This window comes from Agromyces capsici (genome assembly GCF_058349965.1).
The window spans coordinates 2101911-2124642 of sequence record NZ_JBYRET010000001.1; the positions used below are offsets into that span (position 1 = coordinate 2101911).

Annotated in this window: 24 protein-coding genes; 12 read left to right on the forward strand and 12 right to left on the reverse strand. The window is 70.5% G+C overall.

All coding sequences use genetic code 11. The annotated features are described in order from the left end of the window. Window positions 1-17: 17 nt before the first annotated feature. Together AC3RKB_RS09930 and AC3RKB_RS09935 are read right to left on the reverse strand one after the other, a co-directional pair. Entirely contained in the window at window positions 18-1748 is a 1731-nt protein-coding gene (locus tag AC3RKB_RS09930) for an ABC1 kinase family protein (protein WP_491435928.1), read from the reverse strand. Between the two features lie 37 nt (window positions 1749-1785). Then, on the reverse strand, window positions 1786-2376 hold the full coding sequence (locus AC3RKB_RS09935) for a PadR family transcriptional regulator (RefSeq protein ID WP_491435929.1): 591 nt from the start codon (window positions 2374-2376) through the stop codon (window positions 1786-1788). Between the two features lie 123 nt (window positions 2377-2499). On the opposite strand from AC3RKB_RS09935, the gene AC3RKB_RS09940 reads away from it, so the two are divergent. The 4 genes from AC3RKB_RS09940 (at window position 2500) to AC3RKB_RS09955 (ending at window position 8192) form a co-directional block, all read left to right on the forward strand. Next, window positions 2500-3495: an alpha/beta hydrolase gene (locus AC3RKB_RS09940; protein ID WP_491435930.1), complete on the forward strand. Its 996-nt coding sequence runs from the start codon at window positions 2500-2502 to the stop codon at window positions 3493-3495. Between the two features lie 142 nt (window positions 3496-3637). Beyond that, a complete protein-coding gene (locus AC3RKB_RS09945; RefSeq protein WP_491436807.1) occupies window positions 3638-6358 on the forward strand; it encodes a helix-turn-helix transcriptional regulator in 2721 nt (906 codons plus the stop codon). Between the two features lie 123 nt (window positions 6359-6481). After that, window positions 6482-7306 (forward strand): alpha/beta fold hydrolase, encoded by an 825-nt coding sequence (locus AC3RKB_RS09950; protein WP_491435931.1) that lies wholly within the window; start codon window positions 6482-6484, stop codon window positions 7304-7306. A 43-nt stretch (window positions 7307-7349) separates the two neighbouring features. Beyond that, a complete protein-coding gene (locus AC3RKB_RS09955; RefSeq protein ID WP_491435932.1) occupies window positions 7350-8192 on the forward strand; it encodes an alpha/beta hydrolase in 843 nt (280 codons plus the stop codon). A gap of 107 nt (window positions 8193-8299) precedes the next feature. Here AC3RKB_RS09955 and AC3RKB_RS09960 read toward each other — a convergent pair whose 3' ends face one another. From AC3RKB_RS09960 to AC3RKB_RS09970, 3 genes are all read right to left on the reverse strand, one after another. Further along, window positions 8300-9730: an HNH endonuclease signature motif containing protein gene (locus AC3RKB_RS09960; protein WP_491435933.1), complete on the reverse strand. Its 1431-nt coding sequence runs from the start codon at window positions 9728-9730 to the stop codon at window positions 8300-8302. Window positions 9731-9934: 204 nt separating this feature from the next. Beyond that, window positions 9935-10357, reverse strand: coding sequence for a MerR family transcriptional regulator (locus tag AC3RKB_RS09965; protein ID WP_491435934.1), 423 nt, complete (start codon window positions 10355-10357; stop codon window positions 9935-9937). Then, complete coding sequence (locus AC3RKB_RS09970) at window positions 10354-10707, reverse strand: hypothetical protein (protein ID WP_491435935.1); 354 nt, start codon at window positions 10705-10707, stop codon at window positions 10354-10356. Before AC3RKB_RS09970 ends, AC3RKB_RS09965 begins: the two co-directional genes overlap by 4 nt. A 241-nt stretch (window positions 10708-10948) precedes the next feature. Between AC3RKB_RS09970 and AC3RKB_RS09975 the strand changes: the two genes are divergently transcribed. The 6 genes from AC3RKB_RS09975 (at window position 10949) to AC3RKB_RS10000 (ending at window position 15275) form a co-directional block, all read left to right on the forward strand. Further along, entirely contained in the window at window positions 10949-11458 is a 510-nt protein-coding gene (locus AC3RKB_RS09975; protein WP_491435936.1) for a hypothetical protein, read from the forward strand. Continuing rightward, a complete protein-coding gene (locus AC3RKB_RS09980) occupies window positions 11455-12114 on the forward strand; it encodes a hypothetical protein (RefSeq protein ID WP_491435937.1) in 660 nt (219 codons plus the stop codon). Before AC3RKB_RS09975 ends, AC3RKB_RS09980 begins: the two co-directional genes overlap by 4 nt. A 174-nt stretch (window positions 12115-12288) precedes the next feature. Beyond that, window positions 12289-12867, forward strand: coding sequence for a helix-turn-helix domain-containing protein (locus AC3RKB_RS09985; protein ID WP_491435938.1), 579 nt, complete (start codon window positions 12289-12291; stop codon window positions 12865-12867). Beyond that, window positions 12864-13451, forward strand: coding sequence for a DUF6036 family nucleotidyltransferase (locus AC3RKB_RS09990; protein WP_491435939.1), 588 nt, complete (start codon window positions 12864-12866; stop codon window positions 13449-13451). The genes AC3RKB_RS09985 and AC3RKB_RS09990 overlap by 4 nt, the downstream gene beginning before the upstream one ends. A gap of 106 nt (window positions 13452-13557) precedes the next feature. Then, window positions 13558-14031 carry a hypothetical protein gene (locus AC3RKB_RS09995; RefSeq protein WP_491435940.1) on the forward strand — a complete coding sequence of 158 codons (474 nt, stop codon included), beginning with the start codon at window positions 13558-13560 and terminating at the stop codon, window positions 14029-14031. Continuing rightward, window positions 14028-15275, forward strand: a complete 1248-nt coding sequence (locus AC3RKB_RS10000; protein ID WP_491435941.1) for a glycosyltransferase — start codon at window positions 14028-14030, stop codon at window positions 15273-15275. Before AC3RKB_RS09995 ends, AC3RKB_RS10000 begins: the two co-directional genes overlap by 4 nt. A 318-nt stretch (window positions 15276-15593) precedes the next feature. Here AC3RKB_RS10000 and AC3RKB_RS10005 read toward each other — a convergent pair whose 3' ends face one another. After that, complete coding sequence (locus tag AC3RKB_RS10005; protein ID WP_491435943.1) at window positions 15594-15980, reverse strand: hypothetical protein; 387 nt, start codon at window positions 15978-15980, stop codon at window positions 15594-15596. A 165-nt stretch (window positions 15981-16145) separates the two neighbouring features. On the opposite strand from AC3RKB_RS10005, the gene AC3RKB_RS10010 reads away from it, so the two are divergent. Further along, complete coding sequence (locus tag AC3RKB_RS10010) at window positions 16146-16544, forward strand: type II toxin-antitoxin system death-on-curing family toxin (RefSeq protein WP_491435944.1); 399 nt, start codon at window positions 16146-16148, stop codon at window positions 16542-16544. A 37-nt stretch (window positions 16545-16581) separates the two neighbouring features. On the opposite strand, the gene AC3RKB_RS10015 is transcribed toward AC3RKB_RS10010, so the two are convergent. From AC3RKB_RS10015 to AC3RKB_RS10040, 6 genes are all read right to left on the reverse strand, one after another. Further along, window positions 16582-16752 carry a hypothetical protein gene (locus AC3RKB_RS10015; RefSeq protein WP_491435945.1) on the reverse strand — a complete coding sequence of 57 codons (171 nt, stop codon included), beginning with the start codon at window positions 16750-16752 and terminating at the stop codon, window positions 16582-16584. Then, window positions 16745-17038: a helix-turn-helix domain-containing protein gene (locus AC3RKB_RS10020; RefSeq protein ID WP_491435946.1), complete on the reverse strand. Its 294-nt coding sequence runs from the start codon at window positions 17036-17038 to the stop codon at window positions 16745-16747. Before AC3RKB_RS10020 ends, AC3RKB_RS10015 begins: the two co-directional genes overlap by 8 nt. A 265-nt stretch (window positions 17039-17303) precedes the next feature. Further along, window positions 17304-17738 carry a hypothetical protein gene (locus tag AC3RKB_RS10025; RefSeq protein WP_491435947.1) on the reverse strand — a complete coding sequence of 145 codons (435 nt, stop codon included), beginning with the start codon at window positions 17736-17738 and terminating at the stop codon, window positions 17304-17306. Window positions 17739-17960: 222 nt separating this feature from the next. Beyond that, complete coding sequence (locus AC3RKB_RS10030; RefSeq protein ID WP_491435949.1) at window positions 17961-18515, reverse strand: TetR/AcrR family transcriptional regulator; 555 nt, start codon at window positions 18513-18515, stop codon at window positions 17961-17963. A 103-nt stretch (window positions 18516-18618) separates the two neighbouring features. Further along, window positions 18619-19527 carry an alpha/beta fold hydrolase gene (locus AC3RKB_RS10035; protein ID WP_491435951.1) on the reverse strand — a complete coding sequence of 303 codons (909 nt, stop codon included), beginning with the start codon at window positions 19525-19527 and terminating at the stop codon, window positions 18619-18621. Window positions 19528-19848: 321 nt separating this feature from the next. Then, window positions 19849-20697: a hypothetical protein gene (locus tag AC3RKB_RS10040; RefSeq protein ID WP_491435953.1), complete on the reverse strand. Its 849-nt coding sequence runs from the start codon at window positions 20695-20697 to the stop codon at window positions 19849-19851. A 798-nt stretch (window positions 20698-21495) separates the two neighbouring features. On the opposite strand from AC3RKB_RS10040, the gene AC3RKB_RS10045 reads away from it, so the two are divergent. Next, the gene (locus AC3RKB_RS10045) at window positions 21496-22329 is read left to right on the forward strand and encodes a DUF6615 family protein (RefSeq protein ID WP_491435954.1); all 834 of its coding nucleotides are present in this window, start codon (window positions 21496-21498) and stop codon (window positions 22327-22329) included. The last annotated feature ends 403 nt before the right edge of the window (window positions 22330-22732 follow it).

Genomic DNA, 22732 nt, shown 5'->3' on the forward strand with positions numbered 1-22732 from the left:
GCGCCAGGGAGCCCGGATCACCCCGGCCCGCGCCGCCCGAACAGCCCCGCGAACACCGCGTGCAGCAGTGGCACCACCGACACGACCATCAGCGTCACGCCCCACGCCGGCTCGTCGACCCGCAGCAGGATGCCGCCGACGAAGAGACCCACGAACAGCACCGCCGACACGATGCGCTGGGCCGCGCGCTCGAGGCGTGCCATCCGCTGCTCGATTCGCGGCGACTGCGCGACCAGCCGCCCCGCCTCGATCCGGTCCGCGACCGCGTCGAGCCGCCCCGGCAACCGCCACGCGGTGCCGACCACCGACACCGCCTCGCGGCCGACCGCCTGCACGATGCCGCCACGCTCGGCGCGCAGCAGCTGGGCGGCGTAGGGCTCGACGGCGTCCCAGATGTTGAACTCGGGGTCGAGCGAGCTGCACAGGCCGGAGGTCAGCGACATCGACCGGATGATGAGGAGGAAGTTCTCGGGCAGTTGGAACGGCAGGGTGCGCACGACCTCGCCGAACTCGATCGCGAATCGGCGCAGTTCGCGCTCGTCGACCTGTTGCAGCTCGGCGAAGCCCATGCCGCCGAAGCGCGCGAACAGCTCGGACATCGCGCGTTCGAGCTCGGCCGTGTCGGCCGTCGGCAGCAGGAAGCCGACCCCGCGGATGGCGTCGACCATCCGCTTGCCGTCGCGCGCGGCGACCGCGAGCAGCAGTTGCTGCAGGCCGCGGCGGAGGCCGTCGGGCACCTCGCCCATCATGCCGAAGTCGATGAAGGTCAGCTGGTACGCGGGGGAGGATGCGGCGGCATCCGGCGTTCCTGAACGCGAGGACGACGGCGTACGAGCCGCGACCGGCGTCACGAAGATGTTGCCCGGGTGCGGGTCGGCGTGGAAGTACCCGTCGCGGAAGAGTTGGTCGAACATGACGGCCGCGAACTGCTGCGCGACGTCCTTCGGGTCGATGCCGGCGGCCAGCAGCGCGGAACGGTCGTTGACCTTGATCGCCGTGACGTCGGCGAGGGTGAGCACGCGGCGGGTGCTGCGCTCCCAGACGACCTCGGGTGCGGCGACGCGCGGGTCGTCGGCGAAGCTCGCGGCGAATCGCTCGGCGTTGCCGGCCTCGTGCAGGTAGTCGATCTCTTCGAGGCTCGTGGTGGCGAACTCCTCGACGAGCGCGGGCAGGTCGACGCGCTTCGCGACGAACTGCACGCGGCTGAGCCATCCGGCGACGCGTCGCAATGCCGCCAGGTCGACGTCGACGATCTTGTCGATGCCCGGCCGCTGCACCTTGACGACGGCCTCGTCGTAGCCCATGTCGGCGGCGTCGAGGGCTGCGAGCCGGGCGCGGTGGGCCTGGCCGAGGGATGCCGCGGCGAGCGGCGTCGGGTCGAACTCCGCGTACGCGCGCTCGAGCGGCAGTCCCAGCTCGGCCTCCGCGAGGCGGCGGATCTGGTCGAACGGCACCGGCGGCACCTCGTCCTGCAGGCCGGCGAGTTCGCGCGTGATCTCGGGCGGCAGCACGTCGAGTCGTGACGACATGTACTGGCCGACCTTGATCATGAGCCCGCCGAGGTCGACCGCGAGGTCGTGGAAGCGCTGTGCGATGCGGGTCAGCCGCGCGGTGCGCCCGCGCGCCGCGACCCCGGCGAGGCCGAAGCGCGGCAGCACGAGTTCGAACCACCACGTCTGGATGATGTACCGCGCGGCGAACCGCAGGATCCGCCGGTACCGGGCGCGCAGGTTCCCCACATCGGGCATCCTGCCTTCCGGATGCCGATGTGTCGAGGGCACCCGGTCAGTCCTGCGCGAGGATCGAGTAGATGCGGCGGCGCGCGTCGTTCAACAGCTCGACGGCTTGCTCGACCTGCTCGGGCGTCCCGGTGCGTCCGATCTGCGCCGCGGCCTGGGCGAGTTCGAACCCTGCCTTCGCGATGGGCCCGGCGCTGCCGAAGTCTCGGCGACCGCTGCTGCTGCCGCCGCCGCTCGCGGTCGGCCACGGGGCGCGGTCAGCGGATGTCGCGGCCTCGGCCCTGCCCATCTCGGTCAGCGAGTACGTCTTGCGCCCGTTGGATTCCTCGGCGGTGACGAGTCCCTCGTCGGCGAGGAGTTGCAGCGTCGGGTAGACCGAGCCCGCGCTCGGCTTCCAGGCTCCGCCGCTGCGCTCGGCGATCTCGCTGATGATCTGGTAGCCGTGCATCGGCTTCTCGGCGAGCAGCGCGAGCACCGCCGCGCGGACGTCGCCCTTGCCCATGCGCGGGGCGACCTTCTGCTCGAACATCCCGCGGAGCTGCTCCATGGCATCCCAGATGCCCTGGCCGGGATTGGCGCCCTTGCCGCCCCATCCGCTTGAGGAGCCGCCGAAGCCGCTGCCGAATGAATCGCTCATGATGACCTCCCTGGAACCGGGCCCTGATCGGGTCTCGACGATATGTCAACGATATATCGCCCACGCGAACCGGTGGTCGGGAATCTGCTGGGAGGATTCGCATGCGTCAGAATCGTGGGCACCATGACGAGCACCCGAGCGGATGACGCGCCCTCCTCCCTGACACGCATGCGTGTCGCCGACCTGCACCCGGAGTTGCGTGGGGCCTACCGGTGGTTCCCGCGCCCGCGGGTCCAGCACGGCTGGCAGCGGCGGATGACGCAGTCGATGCTCGCGCTCATCCCGCCGCCGAGGCAGGCCGAGGGCGTGCGATTCGAACGCGTGGACTTCGGTGCCCGCGGCCCCGGGGTGCGGGTGTTCACGCCCGCTCGCGGAACCGGGTCGGTGACGCGCGGCGCGCTGCTGTGGATGCACGGCGGCGGGCTGGTGATCGGCGCCGCCGCGGCCGACGATCGGTTCTGCGCCGACCTGGCCGAGCGACTCGGCATCGTGGTCGTCTCGGTCGAGTACCGGCTCGCGCCGCAGCATCCGTTCCCGGTTCCGCTCGACGACTGCGTCGCAGCGTGGCAGTGGCTGCAGGATGCCGCGTCCGCTCGTGGCATCGACCCCGCGCGGGTCGCGGTCGGCGGGGAGAGCGCGGGCGGCGGGCTCGCGGCCGCGCTCGCGCAGCGACTGCTCGACGCCGGTGGCCCGAAGCCGGCGGCGCAGCTGCTGTACTGCCCGATGCTCGACGACCGCACCGCCGCGCGTCGGGAACTCGACGCGGTGCGGCACTTCGCCTGGACCAACCGCGACAACCTCGTCGGCTGGTCGTCGTACCTGCAGGCGTCGCCGGGCGAGGACGCCGTGCCCGACTTCGCCGTGCCCGCCCGCCGCGCCGACCTGACCGGGCTGCCGCCGGCGTGGATCGGGGTCGGCGACATCGACCTGTTCCACGACGAGGACCTCGCCTACGCCGCCGCGCTGCGCGACGCGGGCGTCGAGTGCACGGTCGACGTCGTGCCGGGCGCGCCGCACGGCTTCGAGTCGATCGCTCGGGGCGCCGAGGTGACGCGGGCCTTCCACGCTCGGGCGCGGGCCTGGCTGGGGGAGCGGCTCGCGGCCGGGTCGCCCACCTGATGGGCTCCGGCGTGGTCCGCTCGGAACTCCTGAAGCCAAGGACACCTCGACGCCGCCGCGCCCGACCGGGAGGACGAGCAGGACGCTGGACCGCACCGCCGTAGCCGGGGTACGGTGACTCATCGAACCCGCACCCCCCGCGATCCTCGGACGCACCGGCGAGCTCGACCGCCTCGGTGCGATGCTGAGCAATGCCAGGAACGGCACCGGCGGCGCCCTGTCGTTGGTCGGCGAACCGGGCATCGGCAAGACGGCGCTGCTCGACGCCGCCGTGGGGCGGGCTCGCGGCATCCGGGTACTGCGGTCCGACGGGTACGAAGCCGAATCCGCGATGCCGTACGCCGCGGTGCAGCGCCTCGGCGCCCCGCTCGCCGATCACCTGGACCACGTGCCCGCGCGGCAGGCCGCGGCGCTGCGGATCGCCGCCGGCGTCGACGACGGGCCTCCGCCCGACCGGTACCTCGTCGGGCTCGGGCTGCTGTCGCTGCTCGCGGCGGCCGGCGAGGTCGAGCCGATCGCGTGGGTCGTCGACGACGCGCACCTGGTCGATGCGGAGTCCCTCGAGGTGCTCGCCTTCGTCGCCCGCCGGTTGGCTGCGGAGCCGGTCGCGCTGCTGCTGGCGTCGCGCCCCGACCCGCGCGTGCAGCTCGTCACCGCCGGCGTTCCCGCGCTGGAACTCGGCGGACTCGATCAGCGTGCGGCGGTGCAGCTCCTGAACCGATCGGTGCGCGGGGCCGTCGATCCGCTGCTCGCGACGCGCATCGCCGAGGAGATCGGCGGCAACCCGCTCGCCCTCATCGACCTGGGCCGCGAGTTCACCGCCGAGCAGCTCACGGACTCCACGCTGGCCCCGACGCCCGTGCCGGTCGGCGAGCGACTCGAGGCGCACTACTCGGCGCAGGTCGACGCGATCGCGCCGGAGGCGCAGCGCTGGCTGCTCGTCGCGGCGGCCGAGTCGACGGGCGATCGCGAGCTCATCGCGACGGCGGCCGAACGGCTCGGCCTGGCGACGGATGCCTCGGGGCCGGCCGAACGCGCCGGGCTGGTCGCCATCCGGCGAACGGTCGACTTCCGACATCCGCTCGTTCGCTCGGCCGTCTACAACGGCATGCCCGCCGACGACCGACGGCGCGCGCACGAGGCGCTCGCGGCGGTCGCCGACGAGCGCGGTCGCGCCGACCTCGCGGTCTGGCACAGTGCGGCGGCGTCGGTCGGTGCCGACGACGCATTGGCCGCCCGCATGGAACGTATGGCCGACGCCGCCGGCGTGCGCGGCGCCTCGGTGTCGCGCGCGCAGCTGCTCACCCGCGCCGCCGACCTGACCTCGGACGGGCCGGAGCACGACCGGCGGATCCTCGAGGCCGCCGAGGCGGCTTCGGTGGCCGGCGCCGTAGGCCTCGCGCTCGAGCTGCTCGCGCGTCTCGACGAGGACCGCCTCGGCCCGGTCGGGCTCGGCCGCGTGCTGACGTTGCGCGCGCTGCTCGCGCTGTTCATCGCCGACCACGACGGCGTCGTCGGCGGCGCGGCCATGATGCTGCGTGCCGCGACGCTGTTCCACGGTCTCGCTCCGGAGCTCGAGCAGCGGGCGCTGCTGCGTGCGTTCGACTACACCCTGACCGCCGAGTGGGCGGCCGAGGGCGTGAGCCTCCCCGAACTGGGGCGCCGACTCGCCGACGGCGCCGCCGTGGCCGACGGTCCGAGGTCGGTGCAGCTTCGCGCCGTCGCCGCGCACATCCTCGAGCCCTACGACGTGGCGGTGCCGCTCATGCGCGAGGCGGTGGCCACGATCCGCGATGCCGACGACGCGCAACTGCTCGATGTCGGCTCGCTCGGCGTCGCGCTGACCATGGCGTTGTGGGAGGAGCGCGTGTGCATCGAGCTCCTCGAGCGCACGCTCCGGGTGGCGCGCGATGCCGGGGTGCTCCGCGTCGTGGACACCAACCTGTGGCTGCTGGGCCACCTCGAGCTCGTGCGCGGCGACCCCGCGGCATCCGCTCGGTACATCGAGCAGGTGCGCGAGCTGCGCCGGGCGATCGGCTACGACGCCGAGCAGGTGGTCAACGCCGCGGCCCTCGCCTGGGCGGGCGCCCCCGTCGAGCTCGTCGAGCAGGTCGCCGAGGGCGTGCTCGCGACCGGGTTCGCCGGTGCGTGGACGATCGCGATGACCGGACTGGGCATCAGGGAGCTCGCCGACGGGTACTACCGTGACGCGTTCGAACGGTTCCGGCCGATGGTCGAGCGGAACTTCCTGCAGGTGACCATGCAGCAGCTCCCGGACTACATCGAAGCCGCGGTGCGCAGCGGCCGGGCCGCGGAGGTCGGCGACGAGCTGACTCGGCTGCAGGGGATCGCCGCGGCCAGCGGGACGCCGTGGGTACGAGGCCAGGCGGCCAAGTCGGCGGCGCTGATGGCGGATGACGCGGACGCCGAATCGAAGTACGTGGAGGCGATCGAGCACCTCGAGGCGGCCACGGCTCCGGCCGACCTCGGCCGCGCACATCTCGTCTACGGCGAGTGGCTGCGGCGCTTGAAGCGCCGACGGGAGGCTCGCGACCACCTGAAGCAGGCGCTCGCGATCTTCACCCGGGTCGAGGCGCCGGCCTTCGCGGCCCGCGCCCGCCGCGAGCTCGAGGCGACCGGCGAGCACGTGCCGCACCTCGTTCCCGGCGATGACGGCGTCGAGCCGCTCACACCGCAGGAGGGCACGATCGCCCGCATGGCCGCGGAGGGCAAGACGAACGCCGAGATCGGCGCGACCCTCTTCATCAGCGTCAACACCGTCGACTATCACCTGCGCAAGGTGTTCCGGAAGTTCGGCGTGACCTCGCGCAAGCAGCTCACCGAGCGACTCGGCGACCGCTGACCCGCGGCGCGGCCGGTGCCGGTAGCGCCGCGCCCGGGTCGCGACTACGCACGCCACGTGGTTCGGCGACCCGGCGCGCGGCGGCACGATCGTGGCATCCGTTCACGCCATGAGGAGGCCGACATGCCCTACGTCACGGCCGACGACGGCGCCCGGCTCTTCTACACCGACTGGGGCGCCCGCGGCTCGCCCGTGATCCTGAGCCACGCCTGGCCGCTCAACTCCGACGCGTGGGCTGCCGGCGCACGGTTCCTCGCCGAGCACGGGCATCGCGCCATCGCGCACGACCGCCGCGGGCACGGCCGATCGACACGCACGTGGGACGGCAACGAGATGGACACGTACGCCGACGACCTCGCCGTGCTCATCGACCACCTCGACCTCACCGACCTCGCGCTCGTCGGCCACTCGGCCGGGGGCGGCGAACTCGTGCGCTACCTCGGCCGTCATGGCAGCGGGCGGGTGGCGAGGCTCGTGCTCGTCTCGGCGGTGCCGCCGCTCATGCTGCGCACCGACGAGAACCCCGAGGGCCTGCCGATCGACGTGTTCGACGGACTGCGCGCTGGGGAGGCATCCGACCGGTCGCAGTTGTACCGCGACCTCGCCGACGGGCCGTTCTTCGGCAACAACCGCAACAACGACGTCTCACCCGGCACGCGCGACGCGTTCTGGCTGCAGGGCATGGAATGCGGCCACCGCGCGGCGTACGAGTGCATCGCCGCGTTCTCGGCGACCGACTTTCGCGACGACCTCGCGAAGGTCGACGTGCCGACCCTCGTGATCCACGGCGACGACGACCAGATCGTGCCGTTCGAGGTCGGCGGCAAGCGCTCCGCCGCCATGGTCGCGGGCGCGCAGTTGCTCGTGTACGAGAACGGCGCTCACGGCCTGCCCGACACCGAGCGGGATCGGCTGCACGCCGACCTGCTCGCCTTCATCGATTCCTGAAAACGGATGCCGCGGCATCCGCCCCACCGAAAGGACACTGATCATGACCGACCGGACCACCGACCCCGCCGCACCCGACACGATCGTGCTGGTGCACGGCCTCTGGATGACCCCGCGCAGTTGGGAGGGCTGGAAGGAGCGCTTCGAGGCGAAGGGCTTCACCGTGCTCACGCCCGGGTACCCCGGGTTCGAGATCGAGGTCGAGGGGCTGCGCGAGAACCCCGACCTCATCGCGAACCTCACCGTGCCGCAGACCGTCGACCACCTCGCCGGCGTCATCGAGGCGCTGCCGACGCCGCCGATCATCATGGGCCACTCGTTCGGCGGCACGCTCACGCAGCTGCTGCTGGCCCGCGGCCTGGGGGCGGCGGCCGTCGTCGTCGACTCGGCGCCCACCGAGGGCGTGCGGGTGACGCCGCTCTCGCAGGCGAAGTCGCTGTTCCCGGCGCTGAAGAACCCGGCGAACCGGCACAAGGCGGTCGGGTTCACGCCCGAGGAGTTCCACTACGCGTTCGCCAACACGCTCACGCGCGAGGAGTCGGACGCCGTCTGGGAGAAGTACGCGATCGCCGCGCCCGGCAACTGGGTGTGGGCGTACGGCCTGATCGCGAACTTCCAGCCCGGCCACCAGGAGACCTGGGTGGACTACACGAAAGATCGCGCACCGCTCCTCTTCATCGGCGGTGAGAAGGACCACATCATGCCGCCGTCGGTGAACAAGTCGAACGCGAAGCACTACGCCAAGTCGCCCGCGATCACCGAGTACGTCGAGTTCCCGGGCCGGTCGCACTGGATCTGCGCCGAACCCGGCTGGGAGGAAGTCGCCGATCACGCGCTCGAGTGGGCGCTGGCGCATGCGGGGGAGCCCGCGCTGCGTCCAGCCTGATCCCGGTTCGCTTCGGGCGGCGCGCGCGGGTCCGCGCGCGCCGCGTCCGGACCTTCGTTGCACCGGTCGGTTCGGTGCCCGGCGCCGGCGGTTGACGCTGAGGCAGGTCACGCCGCCTCGGCTTCGCGCAACTCGAACCGTGCCCGGCCGCCGAGGCGGGGCACCTGGGCGGGGTCGATGTGCGGGGGTGGGATGAACCAGATCTCCCGCGGGCCGGGCCGGATCTGCCAGCCGTCGCGGTGGATCATGTGGTGGCAGAAGCTGCACAGCATCACCCCATTCGCGAGGTCGGTCGGGCCCGCATCGCGTTCCCACCAGTCGATGTGGTGAGCCTCGACGTAGCCGATGTTCTGCCCGCAGGAGGCGCAGCCGCCGTCGCGCTCGCCGAGGGCGAGACGCTGCGCCTTCGTGAACAGGCGTGCCGCCCTGCCGAGGTCGAGCGGCAGGCTCTCGCCGCCGAGCACGGCGGGGACGAGTTCGGCGTCGGCGGCCATGCGGCGGGCCGTCGCGGCCGAGATGGGCTGGTCGAGTCCGTCGATGCGGGCATGCCCGAGCCCGCTGACGAGGGCGTCGAGGTCGACGCGCACGACGACGGTGGTCTTCGCGAGCGGTGTGGTCGTCTGGGTGCAGCCGAGCGTGTGGCGGGCGAGCGCGGCGAGCGCATCGGCCTGGATCTGCGGAATCGAACGTCGGTCGTCGACGACCGGCGTGGGCTCGCCCGGCTGACGTCGTCGCAGTGCGTCGCTGACCAGCGCCTCGATCGCCGCCTTCACTGGCGCCGCGCTGTCGGGGTCGAGCCGGGCATGTAGGTGCACCAATCCGCGGTGGTCTTCGCGGATCGTGAGCGAGCGCGCCATCCGGAGTTCGTCTTCGCGTGGCTCGACCCCGTCGGGGTCGAGCCGTGCCTCGGCCTCGCGCACCCCGCGCATGAGCGTCTCGAGCGGCACTCGCGCGGCAAGCTCGACGAGGGCGTGCTCGACGACCTGCGCCCGGCCCGCCTCGGCGCGCATCGACGCTCGCTCGAGCATGATCGTGATCGCGGATGCCGCCTCGACGCTGATCGTCGCCGACCGCAGGGCGGTCGCCACGTGCGGATGCCGCGCCGGCATCCGCTCACCGCTGAACGTCTGCCGCTCGGCCGTTGCGGCGCCGACGGCGACGAGTCGTTGCGCGTCGGCGCGCGACCCGCCGGTGGCCGCGGCGAGGAGTCGTGCCGGATTGTGGAAGCCCTGCGCCTTCGCGAACCCGAGCTCCCCGAACTCGGGCCCGGACCGCTTGGCGACCTCGGCGGCGAGTCTCGCGAACAGGGCGTCGACATCGCGCCGCACGTTCGCGAGCCCGTCGATGACCTGCATGAGCCCGGCATCGCTCATCTGCTCCGCCTCGACCTGCGCCGAACCGCGGATGGCGCCCCACGCCGGCATCGCGCCGACCCATGCCTCGCGGAGCGCCGCAACCTCGCGCTCGAGCGCGATCAGCGCACGCGACGTTGATGACGCCGGCCGGGCGTCGGGCGCGAGTCGCGGCGGCTGTTCCATGACTCCATCCTGCAGGCACCCACTGACATCCGCTGGCCCGTGAAATTGGATGCGATCAGGGATTCTGCATGTGGATAAACCACCAAGAGTCGCCCCTGTGGAGGAGGAGTGCCTCGCCGGCCGACGTACTCTGTCGAGCCGCAGACACGCACCCCGCCGCCGCGCCCGACCTCCGCGGCGCGCTCCGGATCCCGGCGCCCGCTTTCAGGAGAGACGCTCGATGCCGCCGAACGGGATCGGGCAGTGCTCCTCGAGGGCGCACGCGGTGAGGTCGTCGCATCCGGCGTCGAGCACGTCGACGAGGGTCTGCTCGATGAGCTGCAGCGCGGCGATCTTCTCGCGCACCTGCTCGAGCTTCGCCTCGGCGAGGTCGTGCAGGTTCTCCCGGCGGCGGTGCGCGTGCGATCCGGCGTCGATGAGCGCGGCGACCTCGTCGAGCGTGAAGCCGAGCGACTGGGCGGCCTTGATCACGCGGAGCAGCAGCACCGCGTCGTCGTCGTAGAGGCGATGGCCGCCGAGGCTGCGATCGGGTTCGGGCAGGAGTCCGCGACGTTCGTAGTACCGGAGCGTCTGCAGGTTGACGCCCACCCGCTCGGCGACCTCGCCCGCGCGCAGCGTGCCGCTCATGCGACCACCTCGGCTCCGGATGCCGCGACCGCCGAGTCGACCAGGGCCTCGAGGATCAGCGCATGTGCGGGGGAGACCCCGATGGTCATCAGCACGCGCCCGTCGGGTTCCCGCTCTCGCACTTCGAACGAGAAGAACGAGCAGCAGGATGTCTCGAGCGCCGCGAGCTCGCGGGCGCGCTCGAGACTCCCGCGCTCGAGTTCGAACTCGACGACGGTCGACCCCGGCCGACGCACGCGTCTCAGGTGGTCGCGGAAGAACGTTGCGAACTCCTCCTCGCGCAGCGGGCGCTCCACGGTGGGCAGCGCGCACGACTCCGGGGCCCACGAGGCGGCTGGCGAATCGTTCATGACCCCACGGTAAACCCGTACCTGAGTACCGGTTGCAAGGGGCTGGGATGGGTCATCGGCGAGCGGATAGCGCACCGTCGCCGCTCGACGCAAGGACTGCCCCGCTGCCGCCCCGTGGAGCAGCATGTGCCGGAGACCATGCTGGGCATGGTTGCTCCTCGATCGGCTCGGGGCGCGACCGTCGCACGTGTCCGGCGCGTCGCGCCATCCGTCGCGGCGACGACTCGCGAGGAGGCGTGTGATGTCACAGGTGGCCCGGCAGGGCGCGGATGCGTCATCCGTCGACGTCGTCCCTCGGGACGATCGGGCCTGGCCGAGGGGGTCCCTGACGTTCTCGGTGGTCCTGACCGCCGTGGCGGTCGCGGCAGGCGCCTGGCTGGCCGTCACGGCCGTCGACGACGGTCCGGTCGCCGCGCTGGCGGTGGCCGGCGTCTTCGCGGGGGCGTTCGCGTACGCCGTGGCCGTGGCCGTGCCGATGATGCGCCGGTGGGTCGCAGGCCACCCGATGTCCCCACGGCTCCGGCTGATCCAGACAGCGGGCTTCGTCGCCGGAGTCGCGCTTCTGGTGTTCGCCGGCGCCGGGATCGGCTGGGCCGCGATCGCGGGCATGGTCGGCGGGACGCTCGTCGCGAACGCCGGAGCGATCCGGGCCGCGCGCGCCAACCGCGGGCTGGTCGAGCGAGCCGAGGCGGATGAGGCGCGCTCGTCTGGCTCAGTTGAGATGGGCCGCGACGAGGGGCGCCGGCGATGACGACGGATGACTCGCGCACGCGCGCGATGACGGAGCTCCGTCGCGCCGCCCGCGCGGCCTTCGCGGACCTCGACGTGCGCCTGGCGAGCTCGAGCCCTCGCCAGTGGATCGGCGATCGCGGATGGTGGGTGATCAACGTCGAGTTCCAGGCGAGCTGGGTCGCGAACACCGCGATGCTCAACGTCGGCGTGCAGCACCTCTGGACGTACTTCGAGGGACGGGCCTTCGATCTCGGGGGCAGGGTGGCGGGTGTCTCCGCAGACCTCACCGGCCGGGAGGCCGTGCGCGCGGAGGCGGAGCGGATCGCGGCGACGGCCCGCGAGGCGGTGGTGGAGTGGGACGACCGGTTCGCCGACCGCGACCGGCACCTGCGCCGGCTCGCCTCGGGGAACGACGACGGCATCGTGCCGCGGATCGACATCGCGCTCGCCCGCGCCCTCATCGGCGACGCTGATCGTGCGCGCGCCACGCTGCTCCAGCACGCCGAGGCGATGGATCTCGGCATCGACTGGCAACGTGACGAGGCGGCTGACGCTCGCCGGCTTGCGGTACTCGTGGCCGACGACGCTGCCTTCCGCGCCGAACTCGATCGACGCGTCGCCCGCATGCGGCAGGAGCTCGAGCTGCAGCCGCTGCCGACGCCGGTCTTCGCCTGATCCCACCACGTGTCGTGTACATACCCGCGTCGTGCCGCCCTCGGTAGGGGTGCGGCCAGGGTCGCGGCAGCGGCCGCGCGAGCGACGCCTTTTCGAGCGCCGCATCCGAGCTTTCGCGGGCGATGAGGAGAGCGTACAATGTTTGCGTATCCGCAAACAGATTGGAGGCCTCGAATGGCTCCGGCCAGCACCCTCCTCCGGGCCGCGCGAAAGACCGCGGGCCTGTCGCAGGCCGAACTCGTGCGCCGTTCCGGCATCGATAAGTCGACGGTGTCGCTGATCGAAGCCGGCCTGCGCAACCCCTCGATCGAGAAGCTCGACCACCTGCTGCGAGCAACGGGGCGCCGGGTCGGCGTCTATCCGACCTCCCGCAGCGGCTCGATCGAGGCGGGCGACGCCATCGCCGACTGGCTCGCCGATGGCGACCCCGAGGCCGCGCTCCGCACCTTCCTGCGGTACAGCGACAACCTCGCCGCGACCGAAGGCGTCGATCGCGTCGTCCTGGCCGCGACCGAACCGCCGCCCACTGGCTCGCCGGTCTGGGATGCCGCTCTGGCCGCGGTCACCGAGTACTGGCTCGATCGCGATGCGCTCCCGAAGCCCGGCTGGGTCGACGATCCCGCGCGCACGCTTCCCGAAGAGACGCCGCTCACCGTGAACCGCTGGACCTCGACGCGGGCCATCCGCGACGTGCCTCCCGCATTCCGCCGTCGCCGGATCCTCGTCGACGAGTCGACGCTGCAGAGCGCATGACCGACCTCACGCGCGACGACATGATCGACGGGCTCCGCGAGCTCGTCCGCCAGCTGCACGCCAGGGACGAGCGCGGCGGCGTGAGCATCGTCGGCGGTGCGGCCATGCTGCTCCGCTACTACGGTGAGCGCCGTGTCACACCCGACATCGACGCCAAGCTCCATCCCGCGGGCCCGACCCTCGAGATCGCGGCTGAGATCGCGCGACGACGCGGATGGGACGACGACTGGTTGAACGCCAAGGCGGCCAGCTTCATCCCGATCGCGATCGATGTCGGGTGGGAGCCCCTCTACGACGACGATGACGTGTCGGTGTGGGTCATCTCGCCCGAGGCGTTGCTGGCGATGAAGATCCGCGCGAGCCGGCCGACCCGCGACGACGCCGACATCGCCGTGCTGCTCTCACTCACCGGCATCCGCTCGGTCGACGAGGCCGAGGCGCTGTACGAGCGCTACTACCCGGGCGAACTGCCGAAGGATGCCGCGTACCTGATGCTCGAGGACATCTTCGCGGCCGGGCTTCCCGAGCCGCCACCGGCCCCGCCTCGGCCCGATCTCAGCCCGAGCTTCCGCGAGCCGGACTGAGTCCGTCTCGGGCTCAGCCGCACCGCCGACCGGCCGGGCCAGGTTGACCCGGCCCGTGCGGAGCCGACGCCGCGGAGAACCTCTGCCGCCTGCCAGACTGACCCCGATGGCCCTGCACCACGACGAGATCCCGATCGACGCCGACCTCGCGACATCCGTCATTCGACTCGAACGCCCCGAGTGGGCCGGCCTCCCGCTCGTGCGTGCCGGTGGCGGCACCGACAACGTCATGTTCCGCCTCCGCGATGAACTGCTGGTGCGGATGCCGCGGACGCCCGGCGGCGTCGGCTCGCTCCGCAAGGAGCGCGAGTGGATCGCCAGGCACGGCTCGAGGCGATCCTCGCCGACGGCGAGCGCTGACGAGGTTCCGGGGCGACCGTCGGCGTCGATCGCGCGGGTGCCGCAGATCACCACGAGCTTGGCGATCTCTGCGTCGTCGCGCTCGGAGGTCGCCCTCGGCCGCGGGGTCGAGCGGGCAGGGCCAGCCCTGAGGCATCCGCTCGCCGCGCGTTGCTACGCTCGCCGCATCGCGGCCCGGTCCGACCGGATCGGAGCCGGTCGGGACGGTGATCACCGATGACGCATCCGAACCCTCGCACCTACCTGTTCGCGCTGACCGACGCGGGCGGCACCGTGCCGCCCGAGGTCGGCGTCGTGCGCCGGGTCGTCGATCGCGGGCACCGGGTGACCGTGCTCGCCGACGAGACGATGGCCGCCGACGTCGAGCGTGCGGGCGCGGCGGTGCTGATCTGGCGGCGCCCCTTCGCGGAGTTCCGCGATTGGGAGCTCCGGACGCCGCTCGCGCAAGCACGCGGCATGGCCGACCACATGCTCGTCGGCCCGGCTTCAGGGCAGGCGGATGACGCGGGCGCCGCGATCGACGAGATCGAGCCCGACCTCGTGGTGACCTCGGGCTTCGCGCTCGGCGCGATGATCGCCGCCGAATCGCGGGGCGTGCCGTTCGACCTGCTCATGCCCAACGTCTACGTGCTGCCCGCCGACGGCATGCCGCCGTTCGGAGCCGGGCTCGCGCCGGCGCACGGCCCGCTCGGACGCGCCCGCGACCGCGCCATGCGCGCGGTGTCCGCTCGCCTCATCGACCGGTACACGCTGCGCGAGCTCAACGAGCTCCGGGACCGGCACGGGCTCGACCCCCTCCCCACGCTGTGGGCGCAGATGCAGCATGCCCGGATGCAGCTCGTGCTGACGTCCGCGGCCTTCGATTTCCCCGCGACGCTGCCGCCGAACGCTCGCTACGTCGGCCCGATCCTCGACGACCCCGACTGGGCGGATGGCTCGGGCTGGACGCCGCCCGACGGCGACGGGCCGCTCGTGCTCGTCGCGATGTCCTCGACGTTCCAGAACCACGTCGACTGCCTGCAGCGCATCGCCGATGCGCTGGGGGAGCTGCCCGTGCGCGGACTCGTGACCACCGGGCCGGCCGTCGAGCCGGGCGCGATCCGGGCATCGGCGAACGTCACGGTCGTGGCATCGGCCCCGCACCGCGAGGTGCTGCCGCACGCCGATCTCGTCGTCACCCACGGCGGCCACGGCACGGTCGTCAAGGCGCTCGCCGCCGGCCTGCCGCTCGTGATCCTGCACCACGGACGGGACCAGGCCGACAACGCGGTGCGCGTCACCGAGCGCGGCGCCGGGGTCGCCGTGCCGCGCAGGGCCCCGAGCGCGCGCATCGCCCGCGCCGTCGCCGAGGTGCTCGGGGATGCGGGCTACCGCGAGTCGGCCGCGGCGATGGGGCGGGCGATCATGCGGGATGTCGAGGCGTCGCCGCTGATCGAGGAGCTCGAGCGGGTGCCCGCGCACTGATGCGAGCCCGCTCGTGCCGCGCGAGCGTCCAACGCCTCCTCGAAGCCGACGCCCCCGCCCGCAAGGCTGGGCCGGGGGAGGGGGATCGTGGCATCCGTACGGCCCTGCCGACCGTCATCCCGCGGGCGTCGACGGCGCCGCCTGCGCGCTGACGGCGAGGCCGCGGTCGAGGGGCATGGCACGAGGTAACTATTGCTCGACCTCACCGACCTCGCATCCCCGTTCTCGACGGGAGTTTCGGCGGTGACAGTCAGGTACGTGTCGGCTCGAACGACGAGAACGCGCGCTCAAACTTCGACCTCGAATACCCGGACAAGATCACCACCCGGCCAATGCGTAGGACAACCTGATGATCACGAAGATGATCACGGGTCCGATCACGATCAACGCGAGAGATCCGATGAGACTGATCGTCGTGGCTCGCTGGACGTCGTCCGGCAAAGGACCCTTGAGTGCGATGCCGCAGACCACGGCCGCAATGATCGCAAGCACCGGCCACACCAGGACGATGTAGCCGAGCCAGCCGGTAATCAACTGGAACTCGGGCGACCAATCGACTGCGTCGAGTGCCTCAAGGAGGCCGAATGCCAGAAAGAGCAGGTGCGCGCCGAACAACCCTGCGGCCCAATAGAACAACCGTCGTCCAGTCCGGGCGTCGCGTGCCTTCTTCTCCGAAGGAGGTGGAACCGACTCAAGCCGACTCATTCTGCGAGATTATCGGAGCACCTGGTCGTGCTCATCGCCGCCACGCGCACGCGGGCGGGCGACGCTCGACGAACTCGCGGCTCGTGTCGACAAGTCCGCCCGCACGCGTGCGGCCTTCGATCGCGTCCGTTCCCGCGACGCCGAACTGCTCGAGCGTCTCGCCCGGTGACGGCGGGGCGCGAGGTTGAGTACCTCGACCCCGACGACGTCGAGGCACTGCTCGACGACGAGGGATTTCACTTCAAGGACGGCGCCCGCGGGCGCAACGTGCTGCTCTCGGCTCTTGCCGCACCGATGCCCGTGTTCGGCGAGGAGGTGCACCCGACGCTCGACGAGAAGGCCGCGGCGCTCCTGATCGCGCTGATGCGCAACCATCCGCTCGCCGACGGGAACAAGCGGCTGGCGTGGTTCGCGACCGTCGCGTTCCTCGAACTCAGCGAACTCGACCTCGTGGCCGATGACGTGGCCGAGGCCGACCGGTTCCTCCGCGAGGTCGCAGCGAGTGCGGTCGATCTCGAGGCGGTCGCCGCGTGGGTTCGCGCCTGCATCCGTCCGCTCGCGTGACGGTGCGGCCGGCCATGTGCGGGCGGGATGCCGCGCCTCAGGCCGCTGACGAAAACGGCACCAGCGGCACGGATGTCGAAAGCTGGGTGCTGCCCAGCCCGAACCGTTCGATCGCGGTGCGGGATGCCTCGAAGTCGAACCGGCGCCAGTCGGTGCCGGTCAGGCGCCCCACCTCCTCGCCGTACAGCTCCACGGCAAGCTCAGGCATCGCGCGGCTCCTCGGTGTCGCGCGTGTCACCGCGGTCGCGGCTCGGCGCGTCGAGCTCGGCGTACAGCCGCACGCCGGTCGCCTCGAGCATCGCGAACAGTCGCTCCGTGAGCTTGCCCGGCTTGCCCGCCTCCATCTCGGAGACCCATCGCTGCGTGAGCCCGAGCTCGGCAGCGAGCTCACGCTGGCTCAGCCCGCGAGCGAGCCGCCCCTGCTGCAACATCAGGCCGAGGGTCTCCGCGTTTGGGACGCGGCCGCGGTAGCTCATGGGCAGGGCTCCGTTCACTACGAATTCGTAGTCACCATAGACGACTACGTTTTCGTAATCTACGCTACTGACTACGATTTCGTAGTAGTGGCGACGCGCACTCGACCGTGGACGATCGAAGCAGCGGAATGCGAGCGCGCCGCCGACGATTCGGATGCAGTGAACCCGACGGACCCCAGCGACCACACGTCGGCGCCGGAGTCGTCGTCGCGTCGACGGGACTCGTCGAGCACCGCGCCCGCAGGTCCGATCCGGTTCGGCCTGAGCATCCAGTCTCGGCAGGTCACCGATCTGCGGTGTGCCCGAGCCCGTCCACAGCTGGCGCGTTCCGCTCGGCACGGCGCCGTGTCCCGAACTCCGCCCACGCGAGCACGGCGGCCGCGACGATCTCGACGCCCACCGTCGCCAGCAGCCCGACGCCCGCTGCGCCCGTGATCACCGAGTACACACCGTAGGCCGCCCAGGTGAGCCAGGCAGCGATGAATGCGACGCTGACCGCGAGGCGCCCGCGCGACGGAGGCTCGCGGCGCACCAGGAAGAGTGCAACGCCGAAGCCGGCGGTCCCCACGCTTGCGCGGAGACCGAACCAAGCTGCCACCGGCTCGATCTCCAAACCCCACGACGTCAACGGCACCGACGGCGCGAGGAGCCAGGCGAGTGGGATCAGCCAGCAGTACACCGCGAGGATGGTGGCGACCCAGAAGTACGCGCGGCTCATGCTCCTGCCCCTCGCATCGACCGGGCCCGAGCGGGATCGATGAACACGAGCCGAACGCGCGGCGCTTCCCTCGTGCGACTGGGTGGATGAGAGGTCATATCCGTACCTCGATCCCTGAGAACAGCGGGCCTTGGCCTGATGGTGCTCACTATGGCAGAGCCCGACCCACGGCCACAACGGCTCTACGACGGCGGGCCCACTTCAGTTCGCGCCGACGCCGGCTCACGCCGTCGCCGCGAGCGCGCGCACGGCGCGCTCGACCGCCGGACGCACGTCGAGTTCGGGGTCGACTGTGAGCCGGTGCAGGGCCAGGCCGTCGCCGAGGGCCATGAGGGCGCGTGCGGCCGGCACGGAGTCGGGGATGCCGGCCGCAGCGACGAGCCGGTCCGTCCACTGCTCGAACTCGCGACGTTGACGGCGCAGCGGTTCGAGGAGCTCGGGGTCGGCAGCGAGTTCGACGAAGAGCGCGTAGCGCGCCCGGGTGCGGGTCGCGGCGGGGCCGGTCTGCACGAGCAGCACGGCGCAGAGCCCCTCGGCGAGAGAGTCGGGCGTCGGCTGCTCGAGCAGCTCGGGCGTGAAGTCCGCACGCTCGAGTTCCGCCATCCAGTCGATGATGCCGGCCAGCAGGGCCCGCCGGGTGCGGAACCAGTTCGAGGTCGACCCTGCCGGCAGCCCGGCCCGCTGATCGACGCGCGCATGGCTGAGGGCCCGCACTCCGTCGGTGCCGAGGACCTCGACCGCCGCCTCGAGGGCTCGCTCCCTGGTTGCTGCAGCCATCGGCGCCTCTCACGTCGCGTACGTCGACGAGTTTCGCACGCGCACGCGTGGCGCCGTGGCATCCGCGCCCCCGCACTTGCAGTTCGAAATGGCCGAGCCGAACTCAGTCGGCTCGCCGGATCCAGTCGAGCGTGAGGTTCGCGACCGCGTCGGGAGCCTCGGCGGGGAGGAGCTTGCCGCCGTCGTCGACGAACGCGAACTCGACGTCGTCGGCGAATCGCTCGGGGTTCGCGCAGAGGCGGCGGATGAGCTCCTCGTCGAACCTGGTGTCGACCCGGCCGAAGGTGAAGAGCGTCGGGACGGTCAGGCGCATCCGCTTGTACACGCCGCGGCTCAGCCGCATCGACTCGGGGATCACCATGCCTCGGTAGAGCGCGCGAACCGCCTGGTCGATGGCGGGGCGCTGCATGGGCGCGAGGTGGGCGTCGATCTCCGCCTCCGGCGTCCGCCTCGCGTTGTACTGATCGGCCCACACTCCCCGGAGCGAGCTCCCGGGCCGATGCCAGAGCAGCTTCGGCATGTGCCGGAAGGCGGCGACGAGCCTGGGGCTGAACGAGATGAATCCGGGCGGCACCGAGAGCTGGACCGCCCTCCCCGCGCGTTCCGGGTGAGCGTAGGCGAGCTGCATCGCGGTGATCGCCCCCATGTCGTGACTGACGACGTGCGCACGTTCGACGCCGAGCGCCTCGAAGAGCGCGAGCAGGTCATGCAGTCGCGTCTCGCGTTCGATGCCGGGGTCGTCGGCTTCGGTCCAGCCGGCACCGCGAAGGTCGGGACAGATCACGCGGTAGCCCTGCTCGGCGATCAGCGGCGCGACCTGATGCCACTGCCACCAATGCAGCGGGAAGCCGTGGAGCATGACGACGGGTTCACCGTCGCCGACGGTGGCGACGTGGGTGCGCACGCCCGGGGTCTCGACGATGAGGTGATCGAACCCGGATGCCTCGGGCAGCGGCGGCGCGAGATCCGCCGGTGCGGCGATCGGCTGATGGTGAGGTTCTGGTGCACGCATGACGACTCCTTCGTCGGTGCAATTTACTACGTTTATAGTACAGCGGATCTCGCGCGCATGACAGACAAGTCCGGCATCTTCAGGCGCGAGCCGGGAGAGGGCGGTGCGCTTCCGTGCATCAAATCGGTCGTCGGCGGCAACCGGGCCGTTGCATGCGAAACCCGATGCTGTTTCGTTCCGGGCGCTGACTTGGCGAGACACGACCCTCCGCCGATTGCGTTCGAGTGCGGCGGAGCCTGTCAATCAGCCGATGCCTCGGCTTTCTGCCTAGAACTGGTCTTCACGCCTTCGGAGCGGGTGTCATAACCTGGCGCAGTCCGATTAGGTCGGCGGCTTCATAGAATGCGCTACTTTCGCGGCGCGCCAAAGCTTGAGTGCGCCTTCGGTAGCTCGGTAGCTGATGGCGATAAGGGTAAGCATCCAATCGATGCGGGGCGACAGCACGCCGCGAACGATGCCACTGTCCGTTTCGGAAACCGAGTACGCGAGACCGATTGAACCTCGCCGCAGCGACGGATGTGTGAAGCCGCTCGCGAGCCTCCACATCATGACAAGCTTCGAGTCTGCAATTTCGACTGCCTTGCCGGCTTCTTGCACGATCGTCTCCCATGCCGGGCGCGAGTTCTCGTACTCTGTTCGGTCAATGCCTTGGGCCGCCGCAACGACCCGCAGATGCTGTCTATGAGCCTTCGTCCGCTGTGCGTCCAGTCGCAGGACACGGTTCTGCTCTGTGGCGGTCTTGCCTACCACTGAGCTCCGCACGAATGCCGCGTCGTGGGCGAGCTCGTCGTGCCCCGCCTGTAATCGCCTGAGGATCCGTGTTCGTCTGTCTGGCGGAGCCAAAACCCACGCCGCAATGCTGGCGCTCTCGATCTGCGCTCTCAGCAGTGGGTAGAGTGCCACCACTGGGACCTCAAGCGAGCCGTCCTCGCGCCGCACCATGGCGCGCATGGAGTCCGCTATGTCGACTGCTTGCATGAGGCAGTAACTCACGAAATGGCTGATCTGAACAGGGTTCGTCGCCGTGTCATCCAAGTCGAGTATCGAGGATGCGTCTGCCCGCGACCGCTGTTCGCGTGCGTGCGCATCGCGGAGATTCGCTTGCAGGTCTAGGAAATGCGCAAACTGCGCGGCCAGTTCTTCATCAACGCCCGTCGGACTGCCTTGCATCGATTCCCCTTGATCACCTAGTCGTCGATCGTAGGGCCTGCCTGCGAGGAAGACGTGATGGCACGGCTCCGCTCCCGATTCATCGCCTCGCAGGGCGAGGCGAGACACCGCCACGCATGTGCGTCTACCCTTCGACCGCGTCGCGTTCATCCGATGGTGCATACCCATCAGGCACCGGTCGACCACCATCCCGCAAGTTCCAGTGATCTGCCTCCGCGCGGATGTCGTCCCTCGCGTATCGAGTGCGACAGTCCCGACCGCGCAGCCACCTTGGCATGCGGCACTCGTCGCCGACGCCGGCGGCGAGGATGGGGAGCTCGAGAGCTGATTCGTTCGTGGGGTGGAGCCGAGTAGCGGCGACGTCGCGCCTCGTCGAGAACCTCGACCGCTTCCCATACCGCTCGCATGATTCGCTGCTGCCGAGCTACGCAGCCGCCTGGGTGATCTCGAACCCAGAACCCCAAGCGTCCTGCCCCGGCCGAAGTTGCGCCCGCCCGTGCCACTGCCTCAAGTGCCGAGGGGCGCGTAGGGCGTGGGGCCAGCGGATGTGTACCCCTCCGTTGCCGACTCAGGCCCGGGTTTGTCGGGCGCACGCGTCATAAGGCGGCACTCTCACTAGTCCCGATTTCCCGCTTACCAACCCGCGCATCCAGCATCGGCAAACAAATGGTCGAGCGACCGTGGCAAGAAGTGTGGGCCATTGGGTGCAAGGAACCTCGGTGGTCGGCGCCAATATCGAACTCTTGCAATCTCTCTCTTGCACTAGGCTGCGCTGAACGAGTGTCGAGGGGCAAGCAGTTGAAGCTGGACTACTTCACGCGCGTGATGGACCGCGCAGCAGGACGAACCTGGTGGACAATCCAGGAAGCCCGCAGAACGAAAATGAGCTGGGGTGAGGTGACGATTACCCAGCTCAATCTCTTCGACCTCGCACGACTGAACGCGGCCGTCACCATCGTTCCAATAAGTCAAAATGTCGAGCGACGTGTGGGCGCCGATTTTGAGTTCTGGATCTTGCTCAAGTCGGGAGCTTCGCTCGGCTACACGATTCAAGCGAAGCGCGTCACACACAACAAGCGGCACCACACGTACGGCGAGCTTGGCCATCCAGGACAACTGCAGGGCGAACTTCAGTACGATACGCTACTTAGGCACGCGCGAGACGTTGAAGCAATGCCGTTCCACTTGTTGTACAACGGCTGGGATCTGTCGCGACCCGGTGCGGTGCATGCCCGCCGACCTGCACCGACGCTATATGGCTGTGCCGCCATTCACACTTCTGATCTCAAACAAATCAGGGAAGCCGGTAAGCGACGAACGAACAAAGTATCCGCGTTTGCCGACGCTACACTTCCGTGGTCCGAGTTATTCCGTCTGAACCCGCCTCCGCCGCCGGGTGGCGGAGCGCCGGGCGGTGGTTCCGCTCCTCCGTCACCACGCGGAACAGGTCCAGCTGCTTCCCTTTCGCAAGGCGGGCTTGAGGCGCTCCTCGCTAGGTTTAGCCACCGCAACCGTCAGCAGCTAAGCAAGGGACTTCCGGAGTACGTTGAGAAGGGCCAACTATTAGAAGCAGCGCACCTCCCGGAAGATCCGTCTCTACCGCGGTTCGCTCTGGTCATTACCGAGAGCTGATTCGTAACGCGAAACGCTTGCGCTCCTGCATCGCCGGCCGGCCGAGAGGTTCAGACCGGGATCACGGCTTGACCGGGGGCCCGATCCTGCTGAATCGGGTGCCAGTCGATGCCCATCTTGCGAAGCGGACAATTGCAGCCCGTCCAGACGTCGGTGGACATTCCGAGGCGGAGGTTTCAGGAGTCACTTCTGGCCATCGACCCGACTGTCACACACCCGTGCAGCAACGGGGCTTCGGAACGAGGGCATCTTGCCAGCTGCCCATCCAGGCGGGCGATTTCGCTGTGACAGATTCACCTATCAGCTCCCGTTGGTTTCCGGTCCTTATCGGCTGTTCGCCCGGGACCGCCGGGCGGGGAGCCTAGTAGAGAAAGACTGCGGGCGAACCACCCCTGTGCCCCAC

Bases quoted from the DNA above. Each gene is read 5' to 3' on its own strand.
- AC3RKB_RS09930 (WP_491435928.1), bottom strand. From the start codon at position 1,748: ATGCCCGATGTGGGGAACCTGCGCGCCCGGTACCGGCGGATCCTGCGG.
- AC3RKB_RS09935 (WP_491435929.1), bottom strand. From the start codon at position 2,376: ATGAGCGATTCATTCGGCAGCGGCTTCGGCGGCTCCTCAAGCGGATGG.
- AC3RKB_RS09940 (WP_491435930.1), top strand. From the start codon at position 2,500: ATGACGAGCACCCGAGCGGATGACGCGCCCTCCTCCCTGACACGCATG.
- AC3RKB_RS09950 (WP_491435931.1), top strand. From the start codon at position 6,482: ATGCCCTACGTCACGGCCGACGACGGCGCCCGGCTCTTCTACACCGAC.
- AC3RKB_RS09955 (WP_491435932.1), top strand. From the start codon at position 7,350: ATGACCGACCGGACCACCGACCCCGCCGCACCCGACACGATCGTGCTG.
- AC3RKB_RS09960 (WP_491435933.1), bottom strand. From the start codon at position 9,730: ATGGAACAGCCGCCGCGACTCGCGCCCGACGCCCGGCCGGCGTCATCA.
- AC3RKB_RS09965 (WP_491435934.1), bottom strand. From the start codon at position 10,357: ATGAGCGGCACGCTGCGCGCGGGCGAGGTCGCCGAGCGGGTGGGCGTC.
- AC3RKB_RS09970 (WP_491435935.1), bottom strand. From the start codon at position 10,707: ATGAACGATTCGCCAGCCGCCTCGTGGGCCCCGGAGTCGTGCGCGCTG.
- AC3RKB_RS09975 (WP_491435936.1), top strand. From the start codon at position 10,949: ATGTCACAGGTGGCCCGGCAGGGCGCGGATGCGTCATCCGTCGACGTC.
- AC3RKB_RS09980 (WP_491435937.1), top strand. From the start codon at position 11,455: ATGACGACGGATGACTCGCGCACGCGCGCGATGACGGAGCTCCGTCGC.
- AC3RKB_RS09985 (WP_491435938.1), top strand. From the start codon at position 12,289: ATGGCTCCGGCCAGCACCCTCCTCCGGGCCGCGCGAAAGACCGCGGGC.
- AC3RKB_RS09990 (WP_491435939.1), top strand. From the start codon at position 12,864: ATGACCGACCTCACGCGCGACGACATGATCGACGGGCTCCGCGAGCTC.
- AC3RKB_RS09995 (WP_491435940.1), top strand. From the start codon at position 13,558: ATGGCCCTGCACCACGACGAGATCCCGATCGACGCCGACCTCGCGACA.
- AC3RKB_RS10000 (WP_491435941.1), top strand. From the start codon at position 14,028: ATGACGCATCCGAACCCTCGCACCTACCTGTTCGCGCTGACCGACGCG.
- AC3RKB_RS10005 (WP_491435943.1), bottom strand. From the start codon at position 15,980: ATGAGTCGGCTTGAGTCGGTTCCACCTCCTTCGGAGAAGAAGGCACGC.
- AC3RKB_RS10015 (WP_491435945.1), bottom strand. From the start codon at position 16,752: ATGCCTGAGCTTGCCGTGGAGCTGTACGGCGAGGAGGTGGGGCGCCTG.
- AC3RKB_RS10025 (WP_491435947.1), bottom strand. From the start codon at position 17,738: ATGAGCCGCGCGTACTTCTGGGTCGCCACCATCCTCGCGGTGTACTGC.
- AC3RKB_RS10030 (WP_491435949.1), bottom strand. From the start codon at position 18,515: ATGGCTGCAGCAACCAGGGAGCGAGCCCTCGAGGCGGCGGTCGAGGTC.
- AC3RKB_RS10035 (WP_491435951.1), bottom strand. From the start codon at position 19,527: ATGCGTGCACCAGAACCTCACCATCAGCCGATCGCCGCACCGGCGGAT.
- AC3RKB_RS10040 (WP_491435953.1), bottom strand. From the start codon at position 20,697: ATGCAAGGCAGTCCGACGGGCGTTGATGAAGAACTGGCCGCGCAGTTT.